This is a genomic window from Streptomyces nigrescens, assembly GCF_027626975.1.
GTDB classification, from domain to species: Bacteria; Actinomycetota; Actinomycetes; order Streptomycetales; family Streptomycetaceae; genus Streptomyces; species Streptomyces nigrescens.
In genome coordinates, this window is the sequence record NZ_CP114203.1 from 8,536,030 (window position 1) to 8,562,606 (window position 26,577).

Genomic DNA, 26,577 nt, shown 5'->3' on the forward strand with positions numbered 1-26,577 from the left:
CGCCCGGGACAGCCCTCAGTTCGCCTGCCCCAGGGCATGGCCCTCGCTCGCGGCGAGAACGAAGGGGTGGCCCGCGGGGTCCGCATAACGGCGGGCGTCGTAGGGCCCGCGGTTCTCCCGCGTCTGCAGCGGCCGTGCTCCCAGGCTGACCGCTTCGCGCTCCGCCTCGTCCATGTTGTCCTGCGGGACGAGGAAGTGCAGATGTGCCTGCTGTGAGTCGTCCGGGCGGGGCCAACTGGGCGGCGCCGCGCCCCGGTCCCGTCGTATCGCGAGGTGCACGGTGTCGCTCTCGACGACTTCGATGTAGTCCGGGCTGGTCCCGATCCGCACTTCTCCGCCGAGGAATTGTGCGTAGAAGTCCGCCAGTGCCGCGGGCTCCGCGCAATCCAGTACCAGGACGCTGGTTTTGGCGATGGCCATCCGGTTCCCTTCCTGTCGACGGGCCTCCGCCCGCCTCTCCGGACCGCTACCCCGAGACGGCTCCGACACTCCGCGTGCCGGGAAAGCCGCTTCGCCCGACCCGGCCCGCCCGCCTTGTGGAAGGGCGACGCGCAGACAGCCGGGGGAGTGGTCCCGGCCGATGACGCTACGGGGCAGATCCTTGTTCACGGCGGGCCTGTTCCAGCAGCGTACGGGCGCTACGGGCATGGGGGTGCGCGGCACCGAAGGCACGGTCACAGGCGCGTACCGCTTCCCCGGCCAACTGGACGGCGTCGGCCCAGGTGAGCTTCTCGGGCCTGGTGTGGGGACCCATCGTGCGGTCCAGAAAACGCACCACCGGCGCCGGGAACATCCCCACGCCCCGCGACCGGCTCGCGCCCTCGTCCCGCAACGAGCGGACCGCTGCCGCCGTCACCTCCGCGTGCACGAGTCGCAGCAGGGCGGCGTCCCGAGGGCGGTCCCCTTCGAGTTCCGCTCTGTCCCGGTAGGTGAGGGCGTCATGGACCAGGGCGAAAGCCTCGTGCCACAGGCGCTGTTGTCCCAGCGCGCGGGCGCGGTGCAACTGGGCGAGCAGGCGCGCCGGATGCGCCGCCCCCTGGACCCGCCAGCGCAGGCCGGCCGCCGCATGCAACAGCCGCTCGCACTCGGCGTAGCGCCGCAGCCCGTACAGCGCATCGGCCAGGGCATGCTGCACCTCGGCGATCTGCGTCAGCACATGACAGTCGGCCGGGGAGAGCCGACCGGTGAACGGGCCGTCGGCGTTCTCCCGGAAGATCTCGGCGATGCTCGGGCCGGTGTGCCCGGCAAGCGACAGTCCGCGCCCGCCCGCCTCCCTCTCCGCCCGGTCGAGCACCGGACGCAGCACGGCCTCCGCGTCGCCGAAGTCCCCGCAGCCGACCTGGATTCGGCCGAGCGCCAGGACGTCCCCGAGCTCCGCCCCGGCGCCCGACGACTCCACGATCCGCACCGCGAACGGCAGCCCTTCCTCGTACCGGCCGGCCGCGGCATACGCGTCCCGGACCCGGCGCGCGACCGTGGCCGCCCGTGACGGTTCCCGGCCGGCACGCCACAGCAGGGCCATCGCATGCGGGGCGAACAGGTCCGGTGCCGTACCGTCGGGCGACCGCAGCAGGGCATGGTCGAGCAACGCCGCGGCGTAGCCGCACAGTTGCGCGCGCACCTCGTCCGTCAGCTCCCGGGCGGACTCGGCGACGGCGGCGGCGTCCGCCCGCACACAGGGCACCGGGGGTTCACCGGCCACCCCCGCGCGGTCGGTCAGCTCACGCGCCTCGGCCGCCACCCGTTCCGCCGGCAGCTCCGGCATCCGGACCGCGGCGAACGCCTCGGCGGACAGCACGGACAGCGGAAGGGGCGCCTCGTCGAAACACGACAGCAGATGCCGCAGGGAGAGCCGGGGCGCCGTCCTCGGCGCGCGGTCGTCGCCGTGCTGATGGGTGATGTGCAGATCACGGGCGGCCTGGTAGATCCGTGCCTGGTCGTGCGCCTCGGCTTCCCAGGACGCCCCGTCGCTCATGACCCCTGTACCCGCATATCGCGCCCGGCCTGGTAGATCCGGGAGCTGCCCTCCGCGCGCGCCTGCAACTGCACGTTACCGGCGGGGAGTTCCGCCGGCTGCGCCCCCTGCGCCGCCTCCAGCACCCGCCGCAATTCCTCGGCGGCCGCCGGATTGTCCCGCAGGACACGCAGCAGCCGCCGCTGCCACTCGCCGACCAGTTCCTGCTCCGTCTCCTCGTCAGCGCCCCCCTCCCTGGCCTGGACGAGTTCCGCGCGGGCCTCGTCGAGGTCCCGGCCGACACCGTCGGCGTCCGCGGGCCGTACCCGCCGCCACAGCGCGACCACGCCGTCCCGGGTCTGCCCCCAGGCCTCGGTCACCATCAGCCCGACCAGCGTCGTCCCCGCACTGGCAAGCACCGGATCCATCGCTCCACCGCCCCCGTTCCCCGTCATCTGGCTCATCGGCCCTCCCCGGCCCCGCCCCGCGTCCCGTGCGGACCTGGTTTCGGACCACTGCACGCGTAGTCTCCTACGTCCGGTGACGGTGGCTCAACAACAGCGGCCGCGGGGCGCGCGCTGCCGGGTGTGGTGCCGAGGGCCGGTCGCGGCAGTAAAGTCTGCTCCCATGTCGAAGCCCGACGAGCTGCTTGTCGACATCGCCGCCATGGTGGAGTCGGAGCAGAGCAATCAGATGTCGCTCACAGTGGTTGTCCAGGGTGCTGTCATCACGGGGCGGCTGGCGCCCGAGAGCGTGTGGCGGCAGCGTGTGGCCGAGGTCCTGGAGCAGTCGGAGCGGCTGGGACCGTTCTCCGCGCTCTTCGCCTCCGCCGGCCCGGACACCGGCCCGCCGCAACGGAAAGAGCCACCCACCCACCTGTATTTCCATGTGGCGAGGATTCTGCAGGGGAGTATCGGCCTGCCCGAGACCGGCGGGATGTATCGCATCGCGATCAAGGACGTAGGAGCGTGGACGGTGGGCGACTTCAGCTACTCCGACCGCTGAGGCCGCGTCTCCGCCCCGGCGCAGGACCGTCCTGCTGTCGCAGTCCCTGCCGCCGTCGCTGCCGTGGCCGCCGCGCGACCACGGCCCGTCATGAGCCTGGAGGACCACCGCCACAACAAAGGTGGGCTCCGACCGGTGCGGTCGGAGCCCACTTCGTCGTGCGGGGTGGCCCGTGTCAGCCCGTCGGGTCGCCGTCAGGCGCCGCCGGAGCCTGGAGCAGTGCCGACGCCTCCTCAAGAGGCGTGCGGGCGACGGGGGTCGAGGAGCTGCTGCAGGTGAAGCCGAGGCGGGTCAGCGCCCGGGTCACTTCGCCGGCGGAGAAGTCGCGGCGGTCCTGCCGGGTGATGATCTCCCCGACCTGCTTGACGGGGTAGTGACGGCCGCCGATGAGTACGGACTCACCCGTGATGGGTTCGGGCTTGACGCCCTTCATCGAGTCCTGCACCTCGGTCTTGATCAGGTCGAAGGGGAAGCGGGCGATGACGACGCGCATAGTGCCTCTACAGGGTCGAAGAGAACCGGGAACGGCCGGACGGCGGAGCGGAGGAGGAGCGGCGGGCGGGCGGCATGACTGCCGCGTTACGGGGTCTTGCCGGCGGCGGGCCGGCGCTGCGACGTCCCGGACGCGGTCCGGGGTGCGCCGGAGGACCGACGGGCCTGTGAGGAGCGACTGCGCCGGCCGCGGGTGGAGGAGCCACTGCGCTTGGGACGTTCGACGACCGGTGCGGCAATGGTAACGGGAACCCCGGAGGGAGCCTGGGCACCGGTGATACGGGTCAGTTCGGCCTCGCCGGAGCGGACCTGGGTGGACTGGGGGGTGATCCCCGCGTCGGCCATCAGCCGGTCCATCTCGCGGCGCTGGCTGGGCAGCACGAGGGTGACGACGCTGCCGGACTCCCCGGCGCGGGCGGTGCGGCCGCCGCGGTGCAGGTAGTCCTTGTGGTCGGTGGGCGGGTCGACATTGACGACGAGGTCGAGATTGTCGACGTGGATGCCACGGGCGGCGACGTTGGTGGCCACCAGCACGGTGACCTGGCCGGTCTTGAACTGGGCCAGGGTCCGGGTCCGCTGGGGCTGGGACTTGCCGCCGTGCAGGGCCGCGGCCCGTACCCCGCTGTTCAGCAGGTGCTTGGTGAGCTTGTCCACCGCGCGCTTGGTGTCCAGGAACATGATCGACCGGCCTTCGCGGGCGGCGATCTCCGTGGTGGTGGCGTGCTTGTCGGCGTCACGGACGTGCAGCAGGTGGTGTTCCATCGTGGTGACGGCGCCCGCCGACGGGTCGACGGAGTGGACCACCGGGTCCGTCAGATAGCGCCGGACCAGAAGGTCGACATTGCGGTCCAAGGTGGCCGAGAAGAGCATCCGCTGCCCCTCGGGGCGAACCTGGTCGAGCAGCGCGGTCACCTGGGGCATGAAGCCCATGTCGGCCATCTGGTCGGCCTCGTCCAGCACGGTGATGCCGACCTGGTTCAGACGGCAGTCACCGCGCCCGATGAGGTCCTTGAGCCGTCCGGGAGTCGCGACGATGACCTCGGCCCCGCCGCGGAGCGCGCCGGCCTGGCGGCCGATCGACATACCGCCGACGACGGTGGCCAGGCGCAGCGACAGCGCCCGGGCGTAGGGGGTGAGCGCATCGGTGACCTGCTGCGCCAGCTCCCGGGTGGGGACCAGGACCAGGGCCAGGGGCTTGCCCGGCTCGGCGCGCTGGCCGGCGGTGCGGGCCAGCAGGGCCAGGCCGAAGGCGAGGGTCTTGCCCGAGCCGGTGCGGCCGCGGCCCAGAACGTCGCGCCCGGCCAGCGAATTGGGCAGCGTGGCGGCCTGGATCGGGAACGGGGCGGTCACCCCTTCCGCGGTCAGCGACGACAGCAGCGGGGACGGCATGTCCAGCTCGGCGAACGACTCGGCCGGCGGCAGCGCGGGGGTGTGCGTGACGGGCAGGGCGAACTCTCCCTGCGGCGCGGGACGCCGCCGCTTGCCACCGGAGCGGTTGGCCGACTGCGAGCGGTTGCCGCCACGGCCTGAACCGGCGGAGCGGGTACGGGAGAAGCGGTCGTTCGGGCGAGATGTGCGGTTCATGGAGAACCTTCCTCGATGCGGTACGTCGAGGAATTCCCGGCAGCTGTGAGCCACACACAAAAGAATCGCAGAACGGACCGGCGAAAACAGATGGAACGAGGCGGGGCGGAATCGACCGCCGACGCGTGGAAAAGATTTCGCCGCGAAGAGCGGCGCACGTGATGCCGGATCGGGGAGCCGGGTGGAGCGGCGTGCTGTCGCAGCAGGCCGTGGTCCGGTACCGAGCAGGTTGCCTCTGTCGCCGGCGCGGCCGTGACGGCACACGCGGCGGATTCCGCAAAGGGCAACGAGCTGGGGCCCGCACCCAAGGTGCGGGCCCCAGCTGCGGTGTGATGCGTCAGCGTCAGGCGGGAACGATGTTCTCGGCCTGGGGGCCCTTCTGGCCCTGCGTGACGTCGAAGGTCACCTTCTGGCCTTCCTGGAGCTCACGGAAGCCCTGGGTGGCGATGTTCGAGTAGTGGGCGAAGACGTCAGCGCCGCCGCCGTCCTGCTCGATGAAGCCGAAACCCTTTTCCGAGTTGAACCACTTAACGGTACCGGTAGCCATGTCATATCTCCTTCGGGGGCAGTGCCGGGGCCGCACTGTGCGGACCCCGCGTCGCCGTGATGATTGCCCCGTCCGGAAAACCGGATATACAAAAGCGCTCCCGCCGGCATGGAATGTCGACGGGGGTGCGAGAAGTCTTTGGGAACCACAACTGCAACTGAGATCGACAGTAGCACGGCATCAGCGGCCTTGCGTGGCTGTTGCCTCCGCCATTCTTGGGCGCGAAAACCCCTGCTGCCGTGGCGGGTATTTCTGTGGTCGCGGCACGAGATATTTGCCCCTCGCGCACCGACCCGTCCGGCCACGGGAGGGGCGGCTCGCCCCGCACTTTCGGCTTGCGCGGCCGCGTGAGCGGTCCGTGCGCCGCGCGGGTCAGGCGCAGCCCGCCACCCTCCCGTCCGCCCGGCGCGTGCCGAGGCCTGGAATGGCGGAGAAAATCTATGCCGGTCACGATAGATATATGGATCTGAGCCTCGCGACCGGATTCCGTCGGCGGCGGCCGGAACCGTACCACTCACCGGGCCGGAGGGCGCCGGCCGCGGGAAAATGTCCGGGGAGGTGGCGGCGATGTCTCCGTGGCGGGTCCGGAATCTCGGCGAGGACGATCTGGACCAGGTGGTGCGCATCTGGGAGGAGTCCCGGGACACCGTGCGGGAACCGGCGGTGAGCCTCGCGGAAGTCGTGAGCGCCCTGCGGGGCCGGATGCCGGCCGTGGTGGCCGTGGTGGGGGACCGGGTCGTCGGGGCGGCGGTGTCGTCGGTGGCGCAGGAGCGGGCCTGGGTGCTGCGGCTGGCCATCGCCCGTCAGTGGCGCCGCCACGGCATCGGGTCGGCGTTGCTGGCAGCGCTGGAGGAGCGCCTGGCGGAGGCGGGTGTGCGCCGTATCGGGGCGCTGCTGCCGGAGGGGGAGGTCGGTGAGCAGGCCTTCAAGAATTCCGGCTACACCGGACGGCCGGATCTGAGCTATTTCGAGAAGCTGCTGAGCGCGGATTCCGCGGAGGCCACCCTGCTCGATCAGCTGGGCGGCGTGGTGCCGGAAGCCGGGCTGTGGGACGGCATTGCGGGGATGACCGGGGAGAAGGCCCTGATCGAACGGCGGCTGGTGCTGCCGCTGGAGAATCCCGCGGTCGCCGAGCGCTACCAGCTGGTGCCGCCGCGCGCCGTGGTGCTCTTCGGGCCGCCGGGCACCGGGAAGACCACGTTCGCGCGTGCGGTGGCATCCCGGCTGCGCTGGTCGTTCGTCGAGGTGTTCCCCTACCAGCTCGCCGAGGACGCGCACGGGGTGGCGGCCGCGCTGCGGCGGCTGTTCGCGCGCGTCGAGCATCTGGACGAGGTGGTGCTGTTCTTCGACGAGGCGGAGGAGATCGCCTCCGAGCGGCAGGATCCGACGTCACTTGCCCACCGGGTGACCAATGAACTCCTCAAGCTCATCCCGCAGTTCCGGCGCGGTGAGCGCCGGCTGCTGATCTGTGCGACCAATGCGGTGCGTTCTCTGGACCCGGCCTTCCTGCGGCCGGGACGGTTCGACTATCTGATCCCGGTGGGCCCGCCGGACGCCGAGGCCCGACGGGCCATCTGGATCCGTTACATCGGCCCGGACCGGGTGGCCGGTATCGATCTTGACGCGCTGGTCGGGGCCAGCGGCCGCTTCACCCCCGCGGACATCGAGTACGCGGCGCGCACCGCCGCCCAGAGTGCCTTCGAGCGGCATCTGGCGGCGGGCCCGGGGCAGGCCGGGGACCCCACCCAGCTGACCGACGACTATCTGCAGGCCATCGCCCGCACCCGCACCACGCTCACCGAAGAGGACATCCGCGCCTTCGACCGCGACCTCCGGGCTGCCGGGCGGGTGTGAGGCCCGAGTGAGGGGTGAGGCCCGTGCGGGGCGTTCGGTCGACCGGCGGTGGAAGGGACCGGACGGCCCCTGTCCGGCACGTCCGGCGCATTCCAGGCTGGAGGTGTCACGGGTCGGGCGACGTGCGTCCGGGTACCGAGGAGGCATCATGCAGAACACTCCGCACCTTGTCAGCGATGTGATGACGCAGACCGTGGCCGCGGTCGACCGGGAGGCGCGGTTCAAGGAGATCGTCGAGACCATGGAGCGGTGGCAGGTCAGCGCGCTGCCGGTGCTGGCGGGCGAGGGCCGGGTGGTCGGCGTGGTCTCCGAGGCCGATCTGCTGCCCAAGGAAGAGTTCCGGGAGTCGGACCCCGACCGTCTGGAGCAGCTGCGGCGGCTCGACGATGTGCGCCGGGCGGGAGCGCTGACGGCGGGGGAGCTGATGACCGCCCCCGCCCTGACCGCGCCGGCCGATGCCACGCTCTCCCAAGCGGCCCGGACGATGGCGCGCGGGTCCGTCAAACGGCTGCCGGTGGTGGACGCGCACGGGGTGCTCCAGGGCATCGTCAGCCGCGCCGACCTGCTGAAGGTGTTCCTGCGCTCGGACGACGACCTCGCGGAGGAAGTCCGCTACGTCATCGGTGAGCTGTTCGCGACGCCGGTCAGGGACCTGCGGGTCACGGTCGTCGACGGGGTCGTCACGCTCAGCGGGCAGGTCCGGGACACCTCGCTCATCCCGGTGGCCGCCCGCCTGGTGCGCGCGGTCGAGGGGGTCGTGGACGTGGAATTCGACGTCACCACCCCGGCTGCCGCACGGACCCGTACGCCGATGGCGGGTCCGCACGGCTGACGGGACCGTTCGCCGAGGCCGTTCACGGCACCCACCGGCGGCGGGGCGGGGCGCGGTCCAGGGCCCGTACCGAGGAGGCGTCATGGAGCACAGCCCGTACACCGTCGGCGATGTGATGACCCGGACCGTGGTGGCGATCGGCCAGGAGGCGGCCTTCAAGGAGATCGTCGAGACCATGGAGCGGTGGCAGGTCAGCGCGCTGCCCGTGCTGGCGGGCGAGGGGCGGGTGATCGGCGTGGTCTCCGAGGCGGATCTGCTGCCCAAGGAAGAGTTCCGGGAAGCGCAGCCGAGCCGTCTGGAGCAGCTGACGCGGCTGGACGATGTGCGCAAGGCCGGCGCGCTGACGGCGGGGGAGCTGATGAGCGCGCCCGCCCTGACGGTGCACGCCGGTGACACCCTGGCCCAGGCGGCGCGGACCATGGCGTTCAAGTCGGTGAAGCGGCTGCCCGTGGTCGACGGCACGGGGCTGCTGCAAGGCATCGTCAGCCGTGCCGACCTGCTCAAGGTCTTCCTGCGCGCCGACGAGGACCTGGCGGCGGAGATACGGACGGAGATCATCGGCCCGCTGTTCGCCGCGGCGCCCGGGGATCTGGCGGTCGGCGTCACCGACGGAGTGGTCACCCTCAGCGGCACGGTCCGCGACCCGTCGCTGCTCCCCGTCACCGCCCGCCTGGTGCAGGCGGTCGAGGGCGTCGTGGACGTGAGGTTCGACGTCACCGGCTCGGTGCCCGCCGGGCAGGAGCGCCGGGTGGACCCCGGCTGACCAGGGGCTTTCGGTCACCGCACGGCCGCCCCGGGACCGTTCGGCCTGGCAGGCCCCTGCGAGAGGGGTCACGATGGGGACAGTGAGACGGACGTCGTACCAGCCGGAGGGGCGTCATGAGCGACGCGGAGGCTTTCTCACCGCACCGGCCGATCCGGGTGTTCCTGCTCGACGACCACGAGGTGGTCCGGCGCGGTGTGGCGGATCTGCTCGATGCCGAGCCCGATATCGAGGTGGTCGGCGACGCCGGGACCGCCGCCCATGCGCTCGCCCGCGGTCCGGCGCTCCGGCCGGATGTCGCGGTGCTGGACGTGCGGCTGCCGGACGGCGACGGGGTCACCGTGTGCCGGGAGCTGCGCTCGCACCTGCCGGATCTGGCCTGTCTGATGCTCACCTCGTTCGATGACGACGAGGCGCTGCTCGACGCGATCATGGCCGGTGCGGCCGGTTATGTACTCAAGGAGATCAAGGGGGCCGATCTCGTCGCCGCGGTGCGCACGGTCGCCTCCGGCAGCTCGATGCTCGATCCCGCGACGACGGCACGGCTGATGAGCAGTCTGCGGGGCGGCGACTCCGGCGCTCCGCCCGAGGCGGCGGCGCTCTCCGGTCTGTCCCCGCGGGAGAGGGAGATCCTCGGCCTGATCGGCGCCGGATTGACGAACCGTCAGATCGGTAAGCGGCTCTATCTCTCCGAGAAGACCATCAAGAACCACATCTCCCGCCTGCTGGCCAAACTCGGTGTGGAGCGGCGCATCCAGGCGGCCGTCCTTGCCACCCAGGCCGCCTCGGCTCCCGGTGCGGGCGCGGGCCCGCACGGGAACTGAGGCGGGAGCAACGGTGCTTCACCCCCGCAGGGGACCGGAGCCCGGGTGACGGGCCGCTCCGGCCCGTTGCTCCGACCCCGAAAGGAGGGCGGTCATGGAGCCGGACATCATCACCGTGGGGCTCGACGGTTCGCCGGAGAGCCTGGCGGCCGCGCAGTGGGCAGCTGACGAGGCGGACCGGCGCCAGTCGGTACTGCGGCTGCTCCACGCGTGGATACTGCTGGCCGCCGAGGCGCCGGACACGCCCCCCGACCGTGACCAGAACGCCGCCGCCCGGCAGCTCGTGCGCCGGGCCCAGGACGCGGTACGGGAACGCCACCCGCATCTGCAGATCATCGAGGACCTGGTGGGGGCGGAGGCGGAACCGGCGCTGCTGCGCGCGGCCGGTGAATCGCTGATGGTCGTGCTCGGGTCGCGGGCACTCGGGACCTGGGAAAGCTATGTGCTCGGCGATGTGAGCCTGAATGTCGTGGGCCGGGCCGAGGGACCGGTCGTCCTGGTCCGGGCGGCCGAGCGGGCGAAAACACCGCGCCACGCCTCCGCGGACGGCACGCCGCCCGCCCCCGACCCGCGGGTCGTCGTCGGCGTCGGACTCAGCGGCCCCTGCGACCGGATGATCGAGTTCGCCTTCGACGCGGCGGCGAGCCGTGGCCTTCCGCTGCAGGCCGTCCACGGGCGCCCGCTGCCTGTGCAGGCGTACACCCCGTGGGGCATCGACCCCGATGCCGCGACGGAACTCACCAAAGAGGCGGACATCGAGCTGCGGGACGCCCTGCGCCCGTGGTGCGAGCGTTTCCCCGGTGTGCTGGTACAGGAGACCGTGCTGCCGGAGAGCCCGACCCGGGCCCTCGTACAGACGGTCTTCGGAGCCGAACTCCTGGTGGTCGGCCGCCGGCGGCACCGTCCCCTGCTGGCGCCCCGCGTCGGCCCGGTCGCACACGCCGCCATCCACCATGTGACCTGCCCGGTCGCTGTGGTTCCCCACGACTGAGAGCCTGCGGCAGTGCACTGCCCGCCCATGGGGCCGATGAGATCCGGCCCGGCACACCCGGAGGGACTGGCCAGAGATGAGGCACCGGACCGTGGCAGACCTGATGACGCCCGAGGCCGTCGTCGTCCAACGGGGCACTCCGTTCAAGGAGATCGCGCGGCTGCTCGACGAGTACGACATCACCGCCGTACCCGTGCTCGACGAGGACGAGCAGCCGGTGGGGGTGGTGTCCGAAGCCGATCTGCTGCGCCGGCAGATCGCGAAGCTCGGGGCGACCACCGCCGAAGCGATCATGACGAGCCCCGCGGTGGTGGCCCGGCCCGAGTGGAGTGTCGTCGAAGCGGCCAGGACGATGGAGAAGAAGAAGGTCAAGCGGCTGCCGGTGGTCGACGACTCCGGACGGCTCATCGGAGTGATCAGCCGCAGTGACCTCGTGCAGCTGTTCCTGCGCCGGGACCGGGCCATCCAGGAGGAGGTGCTGGAGGAAGTACTGACGCGCACGCTCGGGGTGTCACCGTCCGCGGTCACGGTCGAGGTCTCCGACGGCCATGTGACCCTCACCGGCACCTTGGAGCGCAAGAGTCTGGTCCCGATCGCCGTGCGGCTGTGCGAAAGCGTCGACGGAGTGGTCGAGGTGATCGACCGGCTCAGCTCCCTGCGGGACGACACCGTCACGCCCCGGCAGGAGACGCCGGAGTAGCGCGAACGGGCCGTCGCCCCGCGTCCGGGAGAGGGACGCAGCGCCCGGACTCATTGCTGCGGTACGACCGAGACGGGGCAGTTGGCATGGTGCAGGGCGGCGTGAACGACGGGGCCGAGCAGCATCGGTGACCGCTGCAGGCGACGCCCGACGACCAGCAGCCCCGCATGGGAGCAGGCCGCCAACAGGACGGGTGCGGCTCGGCCGCTCCTGACGTGCGGGATCACCTCGACCGCGGGGAACTTCGCCCGCCAGGGCCCCAGCGTCTCGGCGAGCGCCTGCTGCTCCGCGACGTCGGCCCCTGTCCCGTCCGGCGGGCGGGCCGGGGCGGCACGCACCGGCCCCACGGGTGCCGCGGAGTCCCACGCCCGTACGGCACGTACGCGCGCGTGATGGGCGTCGGCGGCAGTGAAGGCGAATTCCAGCAAGGCCTCGTCCTCCGGCCCCGCATACTGCACGCCCACCACGATCTCCCGCCGCGGAAAGGCCGCGTCCTCGCGCACCGTGACGACCGGGCACTCCGCCCGGCCCAGCACCTGCAGACTGACCGAGCCGAGCAGGAAACCGGCGATCGCACCGTGCCCGCGCGACCCCAGAACCACCATCGAGGCCTGTGCGCTCCGCTCCGCCAAGGCGTCCGCGGGCCGCTCCCCGACCTGCTCGGTGGTCACCGGAACCCCCGGGTGCCCGGTCTGTGCCAGATCCGCGGCGGTACGGAGCATCTCGGCCGCATGGCGCTCCGGTCCGGCCGCCTCCGGAGCAGCCGGGGCCCTGTGCGCCGACGGGGCGCCCCAGGAATACAGCAGGTGGAGCGGGAGGCCCCGGGCCGCGGCCTCCTCGGCGCCCCAGAGCACGGCAGGCACGCTGTTCCCCGTGTCGTCCAGTCCTACGACCACCGGGCCGCCCATGACGCACCTCCGCGCACACGGTGCCCTCACGGGCGCCGGTGCCTCGCCCCTTCCTCTCCAGCCTGGCCGGAGCGGCGCCGCCCCGGCATGAGCCACTCGGCCCCCATCACCCGGCCGGTCAGGCCCGGACGGCGCGAGGGAACCGCGGTGCCGGTGGTGTGAGGGCCACTGTCCGCGGCAGCGCGCCCCCGGGCACACGACGGCCTTCCACCGGTTCACCCCGGCGGAACGCCCCGCGCACCGGCCCACGGACGCCGTGTCGCACCGGTCCATGGACACCGTGTCGCACCGGCCCGCGGACGCCGTGTCACACCGGCCTCCTGACGCAGCGTCACGGCGTCATCGTGGCGCTCGCGGTCGTCGCCCGCCGGCCGGTCCGCCTCCCTGCCCGGCACGTCCCGGTCTCTGACGCGGTCCGCTGCGGGGACGGCGGCTGACCTGGGCCTTCAGGCTGATACCGCGCGCCGGCCCGGCGCCGCCGCCACAGCACCGCACCGGAGGAAATCCGCTCGGTGGCCGCCGCCCCGGGCGGGGTCGGCGGGCTCGCTTCCGGCCCCCGCGCGGAGCACCCTGGAGACATGACCGTGTAGCCGTGAACCGAGCTGTGAGGTGCCTGATGAGCACTCTCGAAGAACACATTGACGTGGGCGTTCCCCTCGATACCGCATGGGCCTGCCTCCACCGCGCGGAGGCCTATCCACGGTTCCTGGACGGTGTGCGCGAGGCCCGGTCGGAGGGCGAACACCGGACCCATCTGGATATTGACGCGGGCGGTCAGCCACAGGAGTGCGTAGTGGAGATCACCGACCGCAGCATGGAAAACGTCATGAGGTGGCAGACCACCAGCGGCCCCGACCTGGCGGGCACCTTCTCGCTGCTGCCCATCGACGAGGAGCACACCCGGGTCCAGGCCCGGTTCGAGTACGACCCGGGAACCATCAAGGAGGCGTTCGGCGGACCGCAGGGATTCGCCCAGGCATCCGCCATCGAACGCGGCCTCCGAAGCGACCTGCAGCAACTGAAGCGCCTGGTGGAACAGGAACGCTGAGCCACGCCGCCGCGCTCACCCCGTGGCCCGCCCCGATGACGGCCTTCCGCCGTACGGGGGCGGGCCTCGGGGTGGCTTGACCGGCATCACGAGGCTTGGACCGGGGGCGGGGTCGAGGCGACGCCGCGGCAGCCCGCTCGGCCCTTCGTGGTCATTCGCGATGGATGCGGGCGGCGACGATCACTCCGTCCCGAACCGTGTAGGTTCCGGCGAAGTAGCGATGGGTGCCATCGGTCTGTGTGGCGTCCAGTTCCACCGCAACGTTGTTGCCGACCACGGAGCGCACCGTGACGTCATCTCGTGCGGTGTCGCTGAAGGTCCGCACGAAGTAGTCGTACGGCTGCCCCGTGATGTGCTTCCCGCCGAGCGCCCAAGCAGCCACATATTCACCGTTGTTGATGGCCTGGAAATACGCTTCGACCACATCAGCGGGGTCCGGCGCCGCCTGGTTCGGCACGACCGCGTGGTGGCCGGCTGTGTCCGGTGTCCGCGGCAGGCTCCGTGGCTGAGCGATTGCCGCCGTACGGTCCTGGGCGTCCGGGGCCGCCGCCCCGGCGGCCACTGTCACCATCGACGCCCCGGAACTGCCCCCGGCCGGCGGGGCAACGCCCAAAATGGCGCCGATACCGACAAGGACCGCGGCCATCGCCAACCGCAAGCGCGGCACCACGCGGCCGGCCGTCGTTCGAGCACCGCGTCCGGTGCGGAACGCGCTGCCCTTCCGTTGTACGCAATGGCTCTTTGTGTGTCCCGGATGCTCCGTCATTGGTAATCCCGGGCAATACGAGGATCTGGATCTTCCCCTCCCATCGTGCGCTCCATGTCCGCCGGATGCACCTGCAGGACGAGACCGCGGAAGGGCACGCAGTGCCCAGCGCTGCGGAGCTTCAACTGGCCTGCTTTAACTGCCCTGTTCAGTGTGTAGCGCACCTAGGAGCGGCACGGAGATGCGTGGCCCGGGAAGCTGTGATGTTCTGAAGGTAGTCAAGTGCCGACGCCTGTACGCATGGAGCCACTGACCATGACGCGGAGTGCACGTCGCAAAGTTCTCACGCTTGCCTGCGCGCCCATGCTCGCTGTGGGGCTTGCGGTAGGCGTGTTCCCCACTGCTGCCGCAGCGTCCGCCGCCACCTGTCCCACCCGCACGGCTGAGGGCCGGGCGATCGACCGGGCGGCGGTGATTGCCGGATCCGGTGCTGATGCACCGTCAACCAGCGGCCCTGTCACCTCTGTTGGTGATGGCTGTCGGTTCATGGCGGGGGGCCGTGCCGAGGTCACCAAGCGCGACCCGGTCGATTTGAGTGCCCAGCCCATCACGGTCAACGGCATGGGCCCGCTGCGTATGGGCATGAGCCGTCAAGCGGCCGAGCGTGCGATCGGAGCCCGCATTCCCGACGGACCGGGTGGGCCGGAGTGCCGTGACCTGGCCGTCGAGGGAGGGCCGCAGAACCTGTCGCTGCGCTTCTCCAACGACGACCGGCTGGTGGCGATCTCTGTCCTGTCGTCGACGCCGGATTCGCTCGCCACTGCTTCCGGGGTGCGGGTGGGGAGCACGCGGGAGGACGTGCTGGCCACGTACGGTGACGAAGTGACGTCGCGTCAAGACGGCGGACCCGAGGAGCTCGTATTCGCTCCCAGGCCGGCGAAGTTCCACGGGAGGGTCATCACCTTCTTCATGAATGACGAGGGCACGGTGGGCTCTTTCATGGCCGGCGAGCGCTACTTCACTGACCCGTTGCCCTGCGGCAGTGACTGACCGTTCCTCCCTGCCCCCGCCGCAACTACAGGCGGACGATGACCAGGGCGATGTCGTCGCGGGCGCCGGCGCTGACTCCCAGGCGGGCAAGCAGGGCGTCGGCGAGGCGTTCGGGGCTGAGTCTGCTGTAGGGGGCGAGGGCGTCGGTGAGGCGGGCCAGGCCGGTGTCGATGTCCTCGTCGCGGCGTTCGATGAGTCCGTCGGTGTAGAGGACGAGGGTGTCGCCCGGCACGTACGGGAGGTGGGCCTGGGGGCGCGGCACCTGTTCGGGGTGGGCGCCCAGGGGCGGGTCGGTGGCCCGGTCCAGGAGTTCGTGGGTGCCGTCGGCGTGCAGCAGGACGGGCGGGGGGTGGCCGGCGCTGCTGTAGGTGACCTGGCGGCCGCCGGTGTCGATCAGCGCTTGGACGGCGGTGGTGGCCAGCGCCTTGTCGACGGAGCGGGCGTAGAGGCCGAGCACTTTCAGCGCCTGGGCGGGCCCTTCGACCGAGCGGGCGGCGGCGCTGAGGGCGCTGCGGAGCATCCCCATGACGGCGGCGGCTTCCAGTCCGTGGCCGACGACGTCGCCGACGGAGAGGGCGAATCCGTCCTCCGGCAGGTCGACGATGTCGTACCAGTCGCCGCAGACGTTCAGTGAGCCGATGGCGGGGAGGTAGCGCACCGCGATGTCACGGTGTCCGGCGAGGTCGGGGGAGTGGAGCATGGCTTCCTGCAGGGTGACGGCGACCTGGCGTTCGCGGGCGTGGGCCCGGCGCAGCTCCTCGTTGAGGTGCTGCAGCGCCCGTGCCCGGACGTACAGCTCGGCCTCCATCGCCTCCTCGCGTTCGCTCAGCTTCCCGCCGGGCGCCGGACGGGTCCGGCGGGAGTGGACAAACACCGTCACGTCTTCGACCCGGTGGATGATCCACGCCACCCTGCCGTCCGGCCCGGGGACGGGGGTGTTGATCGTGGACCACCAGCGTTCCTCGAACAGCCCCGGCTGCTCCGTCACGGGGATGTCGTACCGCTGCACCGCCATCGTGTCCGGCTCCCCGGTGGACAGCACGCGGAGCAGCGAGGGGTGCAGGTTCTGCACCCCTTCGGCGTCCGGGTCCGCGGGGTTGTCGGGGAAGGCGTCGAAGACGTACTGCCCGAGCAGATCGTCGCGGGTCCGCCCGGTCGCCTCCAGATACGCCTGGTTGACGTCCACGATGACCAGCTCCGGATCGAGGACCAGGCACGCGCTCGGTGTCGCGGCGAACAGCGCCGCATGATCGAGCTCCGGTCTCCTCACACGCTCCCTGCCCATCCTCCCGCAGCCCGGTGATGCGGACCGTCCTCGTGCCCGCCCGCGCCTTAGCCGAGTGGCCCGGGTCCGCCACCGATGTGGCCTGCCGCGCCGCGGGGCCGTCCCGGGCCGCGGCGGGTCAGGCGCCCGGCGGGCGGAAGCCGACCGACTTCTTGGCGGCCTCGTCGATCTCCTCGACGGTCAGCAGCGGAATCGTCTTGGAGCGCAGGGCTCCACTGGCGCGGACGGTCATGGCGATGGCGGCCATCGACAACTGGTCGGGGAAGTCGACGACGCAGTACAAGTCGTCGTCCCCGTAAGCGAAGTACATCGTTTCGAGCCTGCCGCCGCACGAGCTGACCACCTGCTCGACGGCCGCCTTGCGCCCGGTGCCGCCCTCGGCGAGCAGCCCCTTCATTCCCTCGGCGGTATAGCTGGCCTGGACCAGGTACTTCGGCATCCGGCTCTCCCATGTTTCGGCCCATGCGGCAGCGGACCGCGGTTACGGCGGTCACACGGCCACCCTCACCCGCCGGATGCGGAGCGGCCACCGGTGGGCGGCCGGACGGATGACCCCGCCGCGGTCACGACGCCTTCCACGGGGCGAAGGCGTTGTCCACGGACCGCAGGGACGACCGCAGCTCCGGGAAGTGGCGCAGCAGCACAGTGGTCATGCTGTTGTTCTCGATCCAGTCCAGCCCGGTCTGTGTGTACACCTGGGGTGTGTAGTCCCTGGTGAGGAACCGGTCGCTGTTGAGGCGGCGGGAGGCCATGAGGATGAAGATGCGGAAGGCGGTGTCGCTGAAGGCGAAGCCCTTCGGCCGCGGCTCGGCATACATGCCCACCATGAGATCGACGCGCTCGATGTCGTCGTCGTACATCCGGCGGAGCTCCTCGGCCCAGGACGGATCGTCCGTGAGGGAGGCGAAGTCCTCGGCGGGTTTGAGGTGCAGCAGGCGCCGGAACTCGTTGTACCGCGGTACGCCGAGTTCCCGGATCCGCAGGATGTCGACGGCCGCCAGGTCCATGAGCTGGTCGTCCGGACGCTGGAACTCCTGGAGGAATTTCGGGTAGTTGTGCAGCGTGACCAGTCCCGGATGCGAGGTGCCGAAGGAGTAGAACAGGTCCGGCAGCGCATGCTTCCGCAGGATGTCGTAGGCGTACGGACCCGACAGTTCGCGGAAAGTGGCCTCCTGGAGCAGCGAGTTGTCGGCGGCCGAGCGGAAGCTCCAGTCGTCCGGGATCAGGGGGTGCATGCGGTAGACGGCGACGAATTCCTCGGTGAGTGCGTAGGGGACGCCGAAGTGGTCGGTCCGGCCGCCCACGATGCCGCTGAGCACCTCGCTGCCGCTGATCCGGCCGAGCAGCTTGTGCACCCGCTCGCCCAGGATGCCGAACCAGTTGGCGCGGAGCGCGGCGATCGTCGTCGGATGGCTGATCACCGCGGGGGTCCACTCAACGGTGTGGATCTTCGCGATCAGCGCCGCGTTGATCAGGCGCGCGCGTTGGAAGAGCTGCTCGTCCGACCAGCCCGGGTACTCATGGCGCAGCCGGTCGCAGATGGCGTTGTGCTCCTGGAGGAACAGCAGATGCATCATGGCGAGGCCCAGCCAGAAGCCAGGGGTGTGCGCCGGGTCCCGCTCCTCGTCCGGGAACAGCGAACCGTTGTGGGGCACCCGCAGTTTGCCGTCCGTGCCCGAGCGCAGTGCCTGCTGCGCGGCCGGGTCGTTGCCGTAGAGCTGGGACGCGTCCCACCAGTGGGAGTTCTCGTTGAGGTGGGTCGGCGGCAGACCGTCGCCGTTCGCCGGCCGGGTCGGGTCGGGGAGGGTGCGGGCCACCGGCATCGGCGAGGCCGGCCACGGGTCGTCGTCGGCCAGTTCGATCTGCCAGGGGCGGTCCATGCTGCCCTGACCATGGCTGACCCAGTCGCGGATCATGAATTGCAGCCATGCGGCGACCAGGGCGTTGACCGACTCGGCGGGGATGAAGGTGTGTCTCGTGAGCAGTGCGCGGCTGATCTCACGGGGGCTGGGGGACAGTATCTCCGGCTCCGGCTCGGGAAAGGCCGCAGTGGGCGGGACATTGCGGCCGAAGCGCGACCGGGCCATGCCCATACGGGGGTCGTCCAGGTCGTTGTACGTACCGTCCGCCGTCCGTTCGGTGCGGTGCCGCGCCTCGGGAGGCCCGGTGTCCGGCAGGTCCTGGGACGGGTAGCCGCTGGTGTCGAAGAGGTTCTGCCGGCGCAGGATGTTGCGCAGGCCCAGCAGGGTCAGCAGGCCGAGCGGCTTCGGAAGGTTCTGCCAGCCGATTCTGTGGTCCACCGCCAGCATCAGCCTGTTGTAGAGGGCGAGGAACGGCGATGGGGCGTCACCGGCCTGTCGGGGGTCGGACCGGCGTCCGGAGCCTCGGGGGGCTGTGCTCATCGTGGACCTTCCTTCCGGCTCCGGGCTTCCGATATGCGGCATGCGGCATATCGCATGCGGCATATCGGAAGATCGGCATGCCGCATATCGCATACGGTGCGGCCGGTGGGGACGCGGCGTCGGCCGTCGGCCCGGGCCCCTGTACCCGTGTGCCCATGTGCCAGGGCAGTCGCCGCACAGGCGTCATGGCTGGCTGGTGGTCGTCGGTTGCGCAGGCCCTCCCCGCATGCAGGGGAGCGGGCAAATCCCTCCTTATACGAAGATATCGAACGTGCCGCTGATCGGCGCGCCGAGTTCTCCGGAGCTCCCGACGAGGCATGCCCGCCGCCTGCGGGCCGTTGGGGGCAGGTGGTGCGCGTAACTTCGACTACCGTCATCCGCCCGCTTCCGGGAACCAGGCGTCGGGCCCGTACGACTGACTGGACCGGGGCCCGTGAGGGCCGGAGCTGTCGGGAGGGGCGCGTGCTGGTGAAACGTGGCAAGGAACCGGAGGCCGCCGGGCCGGACGGTGGCACCGTACGCCCACCGGGCGGCCGGTCGCTGACCGTGCTGCTCACGACGGCGATGGCGTTCTCCATGCTCCAGCTGTTCGTGATCGGGGCCCTCGGGCCGCGGCTGGTCGGGGAATTGGGGATATCGCGCACGGTGCTGGGCCTGACCACCACGGCCGGCTTCGGGGCGGCGGCCGTGCTGTCGCCGATGGCTGGCCGACTGGTGGACCGGGTGGGTCCCCGGCGCTGTCTGATCGCGCTGCTGCTGCTCACCGCCGCTTCGCTGGCGCTCATCGGCGCCGTCCCGGGAACGGCCGTGCTGCTGCTGGCCGTCGCACTCGGCGGCGTACCGCAGGCGCTGGCCAACCCCGCCACCAACAAGGTGATCCTCGCTGCCTTTCCGGCCGAACGGCGGGCCGCCGTCACCGGGCTGAAGCAGTCGGGGGTGCAGTGCGGGGCGTTCGTGGCGGGACTTCCGCTGTCGCTGCTGGCGGCGGGGGTGGGCTGGCGCGGCGCGGTCTGGGCGGCGGCCGCCACGGCGGCACTGGCCGCGCTCTGGGCGGCCCGCGTCCTCCCCGCCGACCGGCCGTCGGCCACCGCGGGCCCGCCAGCGGCCTCATCGTCCCCCCGGGAGACACGGCGGCTGGCCGCCTTCTCGCTGCTGCTCGGCTGTGGCATCGCCTCGGTCAACACCTACCTGGCGCTGTTCGGCTCGCAACGCCTCGGGATGACGCCGACCACGGCGGCGGCACTGGTGGCCGTCCTGGGAGTGGCCGGCATCGGCGGCCGCGTCGGCTGGTCACGGGCGGCGGGGCGGCCGGGCTGGGCCGAGGCGCTGCCGGCGCTGCTGGCGGCCGGTGCGGTGGGCGCCGCGCTGCTGCTCGCCGTCGCGCTCCGGGCGCAGCCGCTGGTGTGGCCGGCCGCCGTCGCGGTCGGCTCGTTCGCCGTGTCGGCGAATGCCGTCTCCATGGTGCTGGTGCTGAGGAAAGCGGCGCCCGGCCGGGCCGGGAAGGATTCGGCCCTGGTGTCGGCGGGATTCTTCGCGGGGTTCGCGGTGGGGCCGCCGCTGTTCGGTGCGCTGGTCTCCGCGACCGGATACGGGCCGGGCTGGCTGCTGGTGGCGGCGGAGTTCGCTGCGGCGTCGGCGGTTGCCGTTCCCCTGATGCTGCGTCGCTCCGGAGGGTCCGATGCCTGAGACGACCCACCACGAGGCATGGGCCGACCGTGCGTGGGGGGCGCTGCTGGAGCGGACCGAACAGACCGCGGCCGAAGTGGGGCCGCGCTTCCCGCTGTACGCCGATCCGGAGAGCGGTGCCTGGAAGTCCACCTCCAGAGGGTCCTGGACGGGCGGCTTCTGGGCCGGACTGCTCTGGCTGCGCGCCCTGGCGTCGGACGCTCCCCAGGACCGGGCGGCCGCGGCCGAGTGCACCCGGAGGCTGGCCCACTGGACCGACCAGGACACCGCCACCCGCGGGCTGATCTTCTGGTACGGCACCGCGCTCGCCGCGGGGCCGGGGCGCGACGGCGAGGCGGCAGGGCTGCGGGAGAAAGCGGCCCGCTCCTGCCTGGCGGCGTACGACCCGGAACGCGAACTGGTGCCCTGGGGCGCGGCGTTCGGCGGCCCCCGGATGCTGGCACGGGTGGACGCGGTGCCGGGGCTGGTGCCGCTGCTGGCGGGCCTGGCGGGGGAGGGGCAGCGCGCGGCGCACGGCCATCTGACCCGGCATCTGACACTGAACCGCACCGAGCACCCACCGCGCCCGGCCTGGCGGGCCGGACCCGAGGACGGCTGGACACCCTGCGCCGAACCCGCACCGGGATGGAGCCGCACCACGCCCTGGCTGCTGCTCGGCCTCGCGGACGGACTCCACTTCCTCACGGACGGGCTCGACTCCCGTGCGGCCGGGGCACTGTGGGAGGCGGCGGACCGGCTCACCGCCCCGCGGCTCACCCCGGCCGCCGGGCTCGTCCCGCCGGCCCAGGAGGGGCAGCCGTCCGGCCCGGTCGACACCTCCGCGGCCGCCATCGAGTCGGTGGCCCTGCTGAAGCTGGCCGCCCTGGCGCGGGCGACGGACCGCGGGACCGAAGCCGAACGGCTGACCGCGCGAGCCCGGCAGATCCTGCATCGCCTGTGCACCGGCCATCTGTCGGCCCGGGGCGCACTGACGGACGGGTGCTATGACGCCGCCCGCGCCCTCGCCCCGTGCCACGAGCTGATCTGGGGTGACTTCTTCCTCGCGGCGGGACTGGCGATCCTCACCGGCCGGACGGATCCGTTCACGACGTGACCGGACACGACGTGACCGGATAGCCGCGCAGCACCCGGCGGGCGACGGCCGTGATGTGCAGCTCGTCGGGGCCGTCCAGCAGCCTGGCCGTGCGGCCGGTGCGGAACAGCCCCGGCAGCGCGGTGTCCGGACCGAGGCCGGCCGCGCCGTGCACCTGGATCGCGGCGTCGGCCACCTGCTGCAGCATGCGGGCGGCCGCCACCTTGGCCAGGCCGGTCTCCAGCCGGGCGTCGCCGCCCGCGGCCAGCCGGGCCACCGCCTCATGGACCAGGGGCCGGGTGGAACGGATGGCCAGCAGCGAGTCGAAGACCATCTGCTGGACGAGCTGACGGTCCGCCAACGGCCCGGCCGACTGACTCCTCGACCGGGCCCGCAGACACATCAGATCGAAGGCCCGCTCGGCCTGTCCGAGCCAGCGCAGACACCGCAGCACCCGGCCGAGCACCAGCCGCTCCCCGGCGATCCGCAGCGCCTGGCCGGGGGCGCCCACCGCATGCTCGGGCGGCACGGCGACACCGTCGAGTTCGATCTCCCACTGCCCGCCGGCGCCCAGTACCGGCAGCTCACGCACCACCGTGAACCCCGCGGCGGACGAGGGCACCAGGAACAACGACAGGCTGTCCGTACCGGGCCCTTCGTTGTCCGCCCGCGCCAACACGGTGAGGAGATCGGCGTCGCCCGCGCCCGAGATGAACCACTTGCGGCCGTGCAGGACCCATCCGCCCGCGGCGTCCGAGACGGCCTTGGTCGCGGTCAACCCCGGGTCGGTACCGGGTGTTTCGGGCTCGGTCATCGCATAGCAGGTCCGCACCTCGCCGTCGGCGATGCGCCGCAGAAAGCGTTCCTTCACGGTGTCGTCGGCATGCCGGTCGAGCATCAGCACATCGAGGAGGGGCGCCGAACCGAGTGCGGCCGGGCCGTGGTCGCTGGCCCCCTCGGCCTCCGCGATATGGGAGTAGAGCGGAAGGGCGAGCCCCTGGCCGCCCCATTCCTCCGGCAGCGGCAGGGCCCACAGCCCCTCCCGCTTCGCCTCGGCCTGGAGTCCGCGCAGCTCGGTGCGTGCCGCGGCGCCCCCCGCGTCCAGCACCGGCTCGCAGGGCATCACCCGCTCCCGCACGAACTCCATGACCCGCCCGCGCAGGGCGTCGATCTCGGGCGGACAGCCGGGCTGCCCGAGTCCGGCGGACCCGAGCGGCGGGTCCGTCGCCGACAGTTGCTGCCCAGCGTTCATGGCGTGCACGGCCTTCCTCCATTTCACCGGGAACTCGGTGAACCGACAGTCCGACTTACTGGCCGTGGAGTTGGTCGGCGCCGGACGCCGTCTGGTTCCCGTGTCTGTGTGAACCAGGCGGCGGTCCGCCGCCGGAGAGGAGTGCCGTGGGACACCCTGCCGTCATCCGCGCGTCCCAACCGTTGGAAGAGGTGACCGTCCGGGTCGCGGGCCCGCCGGCGCTCACCACGCCGGCGGCCGCCCATCTGCGGGCGCTCGGCGCGACACTGACACCGCGGACGCCCGGACCGCACACCGGGCCCGCGGCCTTCGAGGCCGCGGGCGCACCGGGCGCGGCCACCGCGTACACCGCCTGGGCCGATGTCCTGCCGGCCGCGGACGCCGCCGACGAGTCCACCGTCCAGGCGGCCACCGGCATGATGCAGGTGCACGGCAGACGCGACGGCCCCCCGCGTGGTCTGGCCGTCGACTACGCCGCCACCTGTGCCTCCGTGCTCACCGTGCAGGGCCTGCTCGCCGCCCTGCTCGGCCGGGCGCGTGGCGGCGCGGGCCCCGCGCAGGTCACCACCGGAGCCGACCGGGCCGCGCTGCTCACCCTCGGCCAGTACCTCGCGGCGGCGAACGCCCCGGAGGCCGAAGCCGTGCCGCTGTCGCCAGGAGGGCCGCCGTTCACCGCGAGGTGCGGCACCCGGTTCGAGCTGGAGGCGCTGGACCCCGTCCCCTGGGCCCGGTTCTGGCGGGACCTCGGTGCGCCCGAGGAGGCGATCCGCACCGGCTGGCAGCCCTTCCAGTTCCGGTACGCCACCGCCTGCGCCCCGATACCCGAGGCCCTGCACCGTGCGGCACGTTCCGTGCCCTGGGCGCGGGTGCAGCAGGCCGCAGCCGCTTCGGGGGCGGAGGTGTGCCCCCTGCACGCCCCGGCCGCACCGCCCGGAGCGACGGCTCACCCGGCACCGTGGACCCTGACCCCCCGGACCGCTGACTGGACCCCGCCGGCCACCGGCACCGCCCCCGGTGCCGCACTTCCCCTGTCGGGGCTGACGGTCCTGGAAGCGGGCCGCCGCATCCAGGCCCCGCTCGCCGCCCATCTGCTCCGTCAGCTCGGCGCGGAGGTCCTCCGGATCGAACCCCCCGGCGGTGACCCGCTGCGCGGTATGCCGCCCTGCTGCGAGGACATCTCCGCCCGATGGCTCGCGCTCAACCGGGGCAAGGGCGCCGTACAGATCGACATCAAGTCCGCCGTCGGGCAGGCCGAGTTGCGGGAGCTGGCCTCCGGTGCCGATGTCTTCCTGCACAACTGGGCACCGGGCAAGGCCGAACAGCTCGGCCTGGACGCCGACCGGCTGTCGGCCGTCAATCCGGGGCTGGTGTACGCCTACACCAGCGGCTGGGCGGGACGGCTGCCCGATGCTCCGATGGGCACCGACTTCATGGTCCAGGCCCGCACGGGCATCGGCGCGGTGGCGCGCCCCGCCGACGAACCGCCCGCGCCGTCCCTGATGACCCTGATCGACGTCCTCGGCGGACTGCTGGGCGCGGAAGCCGTGGTCGCCGGTCTGCTGCTGCGCGAACGCAGCGGCCGCGGTGTACAGGTGGAGTCCTCGCTGCTGGGCGCCGCGGAAGCGCTCACCGCACCGGCGCTGCACCGGGCGGCGGCCGGCGGGGAACTCCGCCGTCCCGCGGGCTTCCGCCGTCCGCTGCCGACCGCCGACGGCTGGATCGCCCCCGCCGATGACTCGGCACCCGCCGCCGGTGCCCGCGCGGCCCGGCTGGCGGAGCTGACCTCGGAGCAGGCGCTCGAAGGGCTGCGCGCCGACGGACTGGCCGCGACCGCCGTGACCACCGACCTCGGTGCGCTCCCGCAGGACCCGCGCCTGCGTGGTGCCTTCACCCGCGACCCCCATGGCTCCCTCGCCGTCCCCACGCCCTGGAGATTCCAATGACCCATCGGATGCACGACCTGGTTCCCGGCGCTCTCCGCCGCACATGGGCGGCGCAGGGACACTGCCCCGATCTCGACCTGTACGCGCTGTTCCGGGCACACCGGATGCGGGACCCGCTCCGCACCGCCGTGATCGACGCGCAGGGCGAGGCCAGTTATGCCGAGCTGGACACCGAGGCACGATGTCTGGCCGCCGGCCTCGCCGAGGCCGGTATCCGCCCCGGCGACGTGGTGGGCGTCCAACTGCCCAACAGCAGAGCGGCGGTGGCCGCCGATCTCGCGCTGGCCGCCCTGGGGGCGATAGCCCTGCCCTTCCCCGTCGGGCGCGGCGGACGCGAAGCCGTATCGCTGCTCGGCCGTTCCGGGGCGCGGGCGGTGATCGCGGCCACCACGTACCGGGGGACCGAGCACGCCAGGGAACTGGCGGAGCGGGCACGCGACTTGCCCGCCCTGCACACCGTGATCGCCGCCGGACCGGGCCCGGTCCCCGCCGGATGCCGGTCACTGGCTGGCCTCACCGGCGACGAACGGACCGGATTCACCCCCGAACGGCCCGATCCCGACTCCGCGGCCCGGATCCTGGTCTCCTCCGGCTCCGAGGCGGAGCCGAAGATGGTGGCGTACTCGCACAACGCGCTCGCCGGCGGCCGTGGCAATTTCCTCGCCTCGCTGCTGGTCGAAGGCACACCCCCGCGGTGTCTGTTTCTCGTCCCGCTCGCCTCGGCGTTCGGCAGCAACGGAACCGCGGTGACCCTCGCCCGCCACGGCGGAACCCTGGTGCTGCTCGACCGCTTCACGCCCGAGGACGCGCTGGCGGCGCTGCGCACCCATCGGCCCACCCATGTGCTGGGCGTGCCCACGATGGTCCGCATGATGGTGGAACGCTGCGCCACGGAAGGCCGTACGGCGGACGGGCCGAAGGCGCTGGTCCTGGGCGGCTCCGCGCTCGACGCGGCCACCCACGACGAGGCGGCCAGGGTCTTCGGCTGCCCGGTGGTCAACCTCTACGGATCCGCCGACGGGGTCAACTGTCATACCGGCACGGCCCAGCGGACCCCGCTCCCGGACGACGGACCGGGGATCGTGGTGGGCCGGCCCGACCCCGCCGTCTGCGAGATCCGTATCGCGCCACCGCCCGGTGCGGCCTCGGACGGGACCGGGGAGATCCTCGCGCGAGGCCCGATGACGCCCCTATGCTATGTCGGTGCCCCCGAGCTGAACATGCGCTACCGCACGGCGGACGGCTGGGTACGCACCGGCGACCTGGGGACACTCGCCGCCGACGGCACCCTGCGGGTCGTCGGCCGTCTCAAGGACATCGTGATCCGCGGCGGCGCGAACATCAGCCCCGCAGAGGTGGAGGGCGAGCTCTCCTCCCACCCGGACGTACGGGACGTGATCTGCGTGGGCGTGCCCGACCCGCTGATGGGGGAGCGGCTCGCGGCCTGCGTGGTGCCGAGAGCCGGCCGGGAGATGACCCTGCAGAGCCTGTGCGCCCACCTCGACGCGCGGGGTCTGGAGCGCCGCAAACACCCCGAGCATCTGCTGCCGGTGACCGGCGCGCTGCCCCTCACCCCCGCGGGCAAGCCCGACCGCGCCGCCCTGCGCGACCGGCTCGCCGCCGGGCTCCCGGACGAGCCCGCACGGACGGGGTGACCGGCCGACGGTGGTGGGCCCATG

At 72.3% G+C, this 26,577-nt stretch carries 25 protein-coding genes; 13 read left to right on the plus strand and 12 right to left on the minus strand.

Features of this window, described 5'->3' with window-relative positions:
• Positions 1-15: 15 nt before the first annotated feature.
• The 3 genes from STRNI_RS37470 to STRNI_RS37480 form a co-directional block, all read right to left on the minus strand.
• Positions 16-420: a VOC family protein gene (locus STRNI_RS37470; RefSeq protein ID WP_093638062.1), complete on the minus strand. Its 405-nt coding sequence runs from the start codon at positions 418-420 to the stop codon at positions 16-18.
• A 166-nt stretch (positions 421-586) separates the two neighbouring features.
• Positions 587-1,975, minus strand: coding sequence for a hypothetical protein (locus STRNI_RS37475; protein ID WP_277412830.1), 1,389 nt, complete (start codon positions 1,973-1,975; stop codon positions 587-589).
• Positions 1,972-2,418, minus strand: a complete 447-nt coding sequence (locus STRNI_RS37480; RefSeq protein WP_277412831.1) for a hypothetical protein — start codon at positions 2,416-2,418, stop codon at positions 1,972-1,974. The genes STRNI_RS37475 and STRNI_RS37480 overlap by 4 nt, the downstream gene beginning before the upstream one ends.
• A 163-nt stretch (positions 2,419-2,581) precedes the next feature.
• Here STRNI_RS37480 and STRNI_RS37485 point away from each other — a divergent pair, with 163 nt between their 5' ends.
• Positions 2,582-2,959 carry a hypothetical protein gene (locus tag STRNI_RS37485; protein WP_093638056.1) on the plus strand — a complete coding sequence of 126 codons (378 nt, stop codon included), beginning with the start codon at positions 2,582-2,584 and terminating at the stop codon, positions 2,957-2,959.
• A gap of 175 nt (positions 2,960-3,134) precedes the next feature.
• Here STRNI_RS37485 and STRNI_RS37490 read toward each other — a convergent pair whose 3' ends face one another.
• The 3 genes from STRNI_RS37490 to STRNI_RS37500 form a co-directional block, all read right to left on the minus strand.
• Positions 3,135-3,452, minus strand: a complete 318-nt coding sequence (locus STRNI_RS37490; protein WP_093638053.1) for an SCO5918 family protein — start codon at positions 3,450-3,452, stop codon at positions 3,135-3,137.
• 86 nt (positions 3,453-3,538) lie between these two features.
• Positions 3,539-5,035, minus strand: coding sequence for a DEAD/DEAH box helicase (locus STRNI_RS37495; RefSeq protein ID WP_277412832.1), 1,497 nt, complete (start codon positions 5,033-5,035; stop codon positions 3,539-3,541).
• 343 nt (positions 5,036-5,378) lie between these two features.
• On the minus strand, positions 5,379-5,582 hold the full coding sequence (locus STRNI_RS37500) for a cold-shock protein (RefSeq protein ID WP_009715709.1): 204 nt from the start codon (positions 5,580-5,582) through the stop codon (positions 5,379-5,381).
• Positions 5,583-6,149: 567 nt separating this feature from the next.
• On the opposite strand from STRNI_RS37500, the gene STRNI_RS37505 reads away from it, so the two are divergent.
• From STRNI_RS37505 to STRNI_RS37530, 6 genes are all read left to right on the plus strand, one after another.
• Entirely contained in the window at positions 6,150-7,436 is a 1,287-nt protein-coding gene (locus STRNI_RS37505) for an ATP-binding protein (protein WP_093638450.1), read from the plus strand.
• Between the two features lie 148 nt (positions 7,437-7,584).
• Positions 7,585-8,268, plus strand: coding sequence for a CBS domain-containing protein (locus STRNI_RS37510; protein WP_148590962.1), 684 nt, complete (start codon positions 7,585-7,587; stop codon positions 8,266-8,268).
• 82 nt (positions 8,269-8,350) lie between these two features.
• Positions 8,351-9,031: a CBS domain-containing protein gene (locus STRNI_RS37515; protein ID WP_277412833.1), complete on the plus strand. Its 681-nt coding sequence runs from the start codon at positions 8,351-8,353 to the stop codon at positions 9,029-9,031.
• A 116-nt stretch (positions 9,032-9,147) separates the two neighbouring features.
• On the plus strand, positions 9,148-9,855 hold the full coding sequence (locus STRNI_RS37520) for a response regulator (protein WP_109887208.1): 708 nt from the start codon (positions 9,148-9,150) through the stop codon (positions 9,853-9,855).
• 94 nt (positions 9,856-9,949) lie between these two features.
• Positions 9,950-10,846, plus strand: coding sequence for a universal stress protein (locus STRNI_RS37525; RefSeq protein WP_159491251.1), 897 nt, complete (start codon positions 9,950-9,952; stop codon positions 10,844-10,846).
• A gap of 76 nt (positions 10,847-10,922) precedes the next feature.
• Positions 10,923-11,546, plus strand: coding sequence for a CBS domain-containing protein (locus STRNI_RS37530; RefSeq protein ID WP_159491253.1), 624 nt, complete (start codon positions 10,923-10,925; stop codon positions 11,544-11,546).
• 50 nt (positions 11,547-11,596) lie between these two features.
• Here STRNI_RS37530 and STRNI_RS37535 read toward each other — a convergent pair whose 3' ends face one another.
• Positions 11,597-12,454 (minus strand): universal stress protein, encoded by an 858-nt coding sequence (locus STRNI_RS37535; RefSeq protein WP_277412834.1) that lies wholly within the window; start codon positions 12,452-12,454, stop codon positions 11,597-11,599.
• Positions 12,455-13,070: 616 nt separating this feature from the next.
• Between STRNI_RS37535 and STRNI_RS37540 the strand changes: the two genes are divergently transcribed.
• The gene (locus tag STRNI_RS37540; RefSeq protein WP_093638030.1) at positions 13,071-13,502 is read left to right on the plus strand and encodes an SRPBCC family protein; all 432 of its coding nucleotides are present in this window, start codon (positions 13,071-13,073) and stop codon (positions 13,500-13,502) included.
• Between the two features lie 151 nt (positions 13,503-13,653).
• Here STRNI_RS37540 and STRNI_RS37545 read toward each other — a convergent pair whose 3' ends face one another.
• Entirely contained in the window at positions 13,654-14,268 is a 615-nt protein-coding gene (locus tag STRNI_RS37545; RefSeq protein WP_277412835.1) for a nuclear transport factor 2-like protein, read from the minus strand.
• 255 nt (positions 14,269-14,523) lie between these two features.
• Between STRNI_RS37545 and STRNI_RS37550 the strand changes: the two genes are divergently transcribed.
• Positions 14,524-15,258 (plus strand): hypothetical protein, encoded by a 735-nt coding sequence (locus STRNI_RS37550; protein WP_277412836.1) that lies wholly within the window; start codon positions 14,524-14,526, stop codon positions 15,256-15,258.
• Between the two features lie 25 nt (positions 15,259-15,283).
• Here STRNI_RS37550 and STRNI_RS37555 read toward each other — a convergent pair whose 3' ends face one another.
• The 3 genes from STRNI_RS37555 to STRNI_RS37565 all read right to left on the minus strand — a co-directional run bounded on the left by STRNI_RS37555 (position 15,284) and on the right by STRNI_RS37565 (position 18,945).
• Positions 15,284-16,543: a PP2C family protein-serine/threonine phosphatase gene (locus STRNI_RS37555; RefSeq protein WP_277412837.1), complete on the minus strand. Its 1,260-nt coding sequence runs from the start codon at positions 16,541-16,543 to the stop codon at positions 15,284-15,286.
• A 118-nt stretch (positions 16,544-16,661) separates the two neighbouring features.
• A complete protein-coding gene (locus tag STRNI_RS37560; RefSeq protein WP_093638021.1) occupies positions 16,662-16,982 on the minus strand; it encodes a GYD domain-containing protein in 321 nt (106 codons plus the stop codon).
• 124 nt (positions 16,983-17,106) lie between these two features.
• Positions 17,107-18,945 carry a peroxidase family protein gene (locus STRNI_RS37565; RefSeq protein WP_277412838.1) on the minus strand — a complete coding sequence of 613 codons (1,839 nt, stop codon included), beginning with the start codon at positions 18,943-18,945 and terminating at the stop codon, positions 17,107-17,109.
• Positions 18,946-19,410: 465 nt separating this feature from the next.
• Here STRNI_RS37565 and STRNI_RS37570 point away from each other — a divergent pair, with 465 nt between their 5' ends.
• Together STRNI_RS37570 and STRNI_RS37575 are read left to right on the plus strand one after the other, a co-directional pair.
• On the plus strand, positions 19,411-20,631 hold the full coding sequence (locus tag STRNI_RS37570) for an MFS transporter (RefSeq protein WP_381844790.1): 1,221 nt from the start codon (positions 19,411-19,413) through the stop codon (positions 20,629-20,631).
• A complete protein-coding gene (locus STRNI_RS37575; protein ID WP_277412839.1) occupies positions 20,624-21,724 on the plus strand; it encodes a sugar ABC transporter permease in 1,101 nt (366 codons plus the stop codon). The genes STRNI_RS37570 and STRNI_RS37575 overlap by 8 nt, the downstream gene beginning before the upstream one ends.
• Here STRNI_RS37575 and STRNI_RS37580 read toward each other — a convergent pair.
• On the minus strand, positions 21,714-22,955 hold the full coding sequence (locus STRNI_RS37580; RefSeq protein WP_277412840.1) for an acyl-CoA dehydrogenase family protein: 1,242 nt from the start codon (positions 22,953-22,955) through the stop codon (positions 21,714-21,716). The two genes, STRNI_RS37575 and STRNI_RS37580, sit on opposite strands and share 11 nt — an antisense overlap.
• A 146-nt stretch (positions 22,956-23,101) precedes the next feature.
• Between STRNI_RS37580 and STRNI_RS37585 the strand changes: the two genes are divergently transcribed.
• Both STRNI_RS37585 and STRNI_RS37590 read left to right on the plus strand, forming a co-directional pair.
• Positions 23,102-24,898, plus strand: coding sequence for a CoA transferase (locus STRNI_RS37585; RefSeq protein WP_277412841.1), 1,797 nt, complete (start codon positions 23,102-23,104; stop codon positions 24,896-24,898).
• Positions 24,895-26,553 carry a class I adenylate-forming enzyme family protein gene (locus tag STRNI_RS37590; protein WP_277412842.1) on the plus strand — a complete coding sequence of 553 codons (1,659 nt, stop codon included), beginning with the start codon at positions 24,895-24,897 and terminating at the stop codon, positions 26,551-26,553. The genes STRNI_RS37585 and STRNI_RS37590 overlap by 4 nt, the downstream gene beginning before the upstream one ends.
• Positions 26,554-26,577: the final 24 nt, after the last annotated feature.

Coding starts and splice junctions, on each gene's coding strand:
- STRNI_RS37485 (WP_093638056.1), top strand. CDS start 2,582: ATGTCGAAGCCCGACGAGCTGCTTGTCGACATCGCCGCCATGGTGGAG.
- STRNI_RS37495 (WP_277412832.1), bottom strand. CDS start 5,035: ATGAACCGCACATCTCGCCCGAACGACCGCTTCTCCCGTACCCGCTCC.
- STRNI_RS37470 (WP_093638062.1), bottom strand. CDS start 420: ATGGCCATCGCCAAAACCAGCGTCCTGGTACTGGATTGCGCGGAGCCC.
- STRNI_RS37510 (WP_148590962.1), top strand. CDS start 7,585: ATGCAGAACACTCCGCACCTTGTCAGCGATGTGATGACGCAGACCGTG.
- STRNI_RS37560 (WP_093638021.1), bottom strand. CDS start 16,982: ATGCCGAAGTACCTGGTCCAGGCCAGCTATACCGCCGAGGGAATGAAG.
- STRNI_RS37575 (WP_277412839.1), top strand. CDS start 20,624: ATGCCTGAGACGACCCACCACGAGGCATGGGCCGACCGTGCGTGGGGG.
- STRNI_RS37590 (WP_277412842.1), top strand. CDS start 24,895: ATGACCCATCGGATGCACGACCTGGTTCCCGGCGCTCTCCGCCGCACA.
- STRNI_RS37580 (WP_277412840.1), bottom strand. CDS start 22,955: ATGAACGCTGGGCAGCAACTGTCGGCGACGGACCCGCCGCTCGGGTCC.
- STRNI_RS37540 (WP_093638030.1), top strand. CDS start 13,071: ATGAGCACTCTCGAAGAACACATTGACGTGGGCGTTCCCCTCGATACC.
- STRNI_RS37515 (WP_277412833.1), top strand. CDS start 8,351: ATGGAGCACAGCCCGTACACCGTCGGCGATGTGATGACCCGGACCGTG.
- STRNI_RS37550 (WP_277412836.1), top strand. CDS start 14,524: ATGACGCGGAGTGCACGTCGCAAAGTTCTCACGCTTGCCTGCGCGCCC.
- STRNI_RS37530 (WP_159491253.1), top strand. CDS start 10,923: ATGAGGCACCGGACCGTGGCAGACCTGATGACGCCCGAGGCCGTCGTC.
- STRNI_RS37555 (WP_277412837.1), bottom strand. CDS start 16,543: ATGGGCAGGGAGCGTGTGAGGAGACCGGAGCTCGATCATGCGGCGCTG.
- STRNI_RS37500 (WP_009715709.1), bottom strand. CDS start 5,582: ATGGCTACCGGTACCGTTAAGTGGTTCAACTCGGAAAAGGGTTTCGGC.
- STRNI_RS37505 (WP_093638450.1), top strand. CDS start 6,150: ATGTCTCCGTGGCGGGTCCGGAATCTCGGCGAGGACGATCTGGACCAG.
- STRNI_RS37565 (WP_277412838.1), bottom strand. CDS start 18,945: ATGAGCACAGCCCCCCGAGGCTCCGGACGCCGGTCCGACCCCCGACAG.
- STRNI_RS37545 (WP_277412835.1), bottom strand. CDS start 14,268: ATGACGGAGCATCCGGGACACACAAAGAGCCATTGCGTACAACGGAAG.
- STRNI_RS37490 (WP_093638053.1), bottom strand. CDS start 3,452: ATGCGCGTCGTCATCGCCCGCTTCCCCTTCGACCTGATCAAGACCGAG.
- STRNI_RS37480 (WP_277412831.1), bottom strand. CDS start 2,418: ATGAGCCAGATGACGGGGAACGGGGGCGGTGGAGCGATGGATCCGGTG.
- STRNI_RS37475 (WP_277412830.1), bottom strand. CDS start 1,975: ATGAGCGACGGGGCGTCCTGGGAAGCCGAGGCGCACGACCAGGCACGG.
- STRNI_RS37525 (WP_159491251.1), top strand. CDS start 9,950: ATGGAGCCGGACATCATCACCGTGGGGCTCGACGGTTCGCCGGAGAGC.
- STRNI_RS37520 (WP_109887208.1), top strand. CDS start 9,148: ATGAGCGACGCGGAGGCTTTCTCACCGCACCGGCCGATCCGGGTGTTC.
- STRNI_RS37535 (WP_277412834.1), bottom strand. CDS start 12,454: ATGGGCGGCCCGGTGGTCGTAGGACTGGACGACACGGGGAACAGCGTG.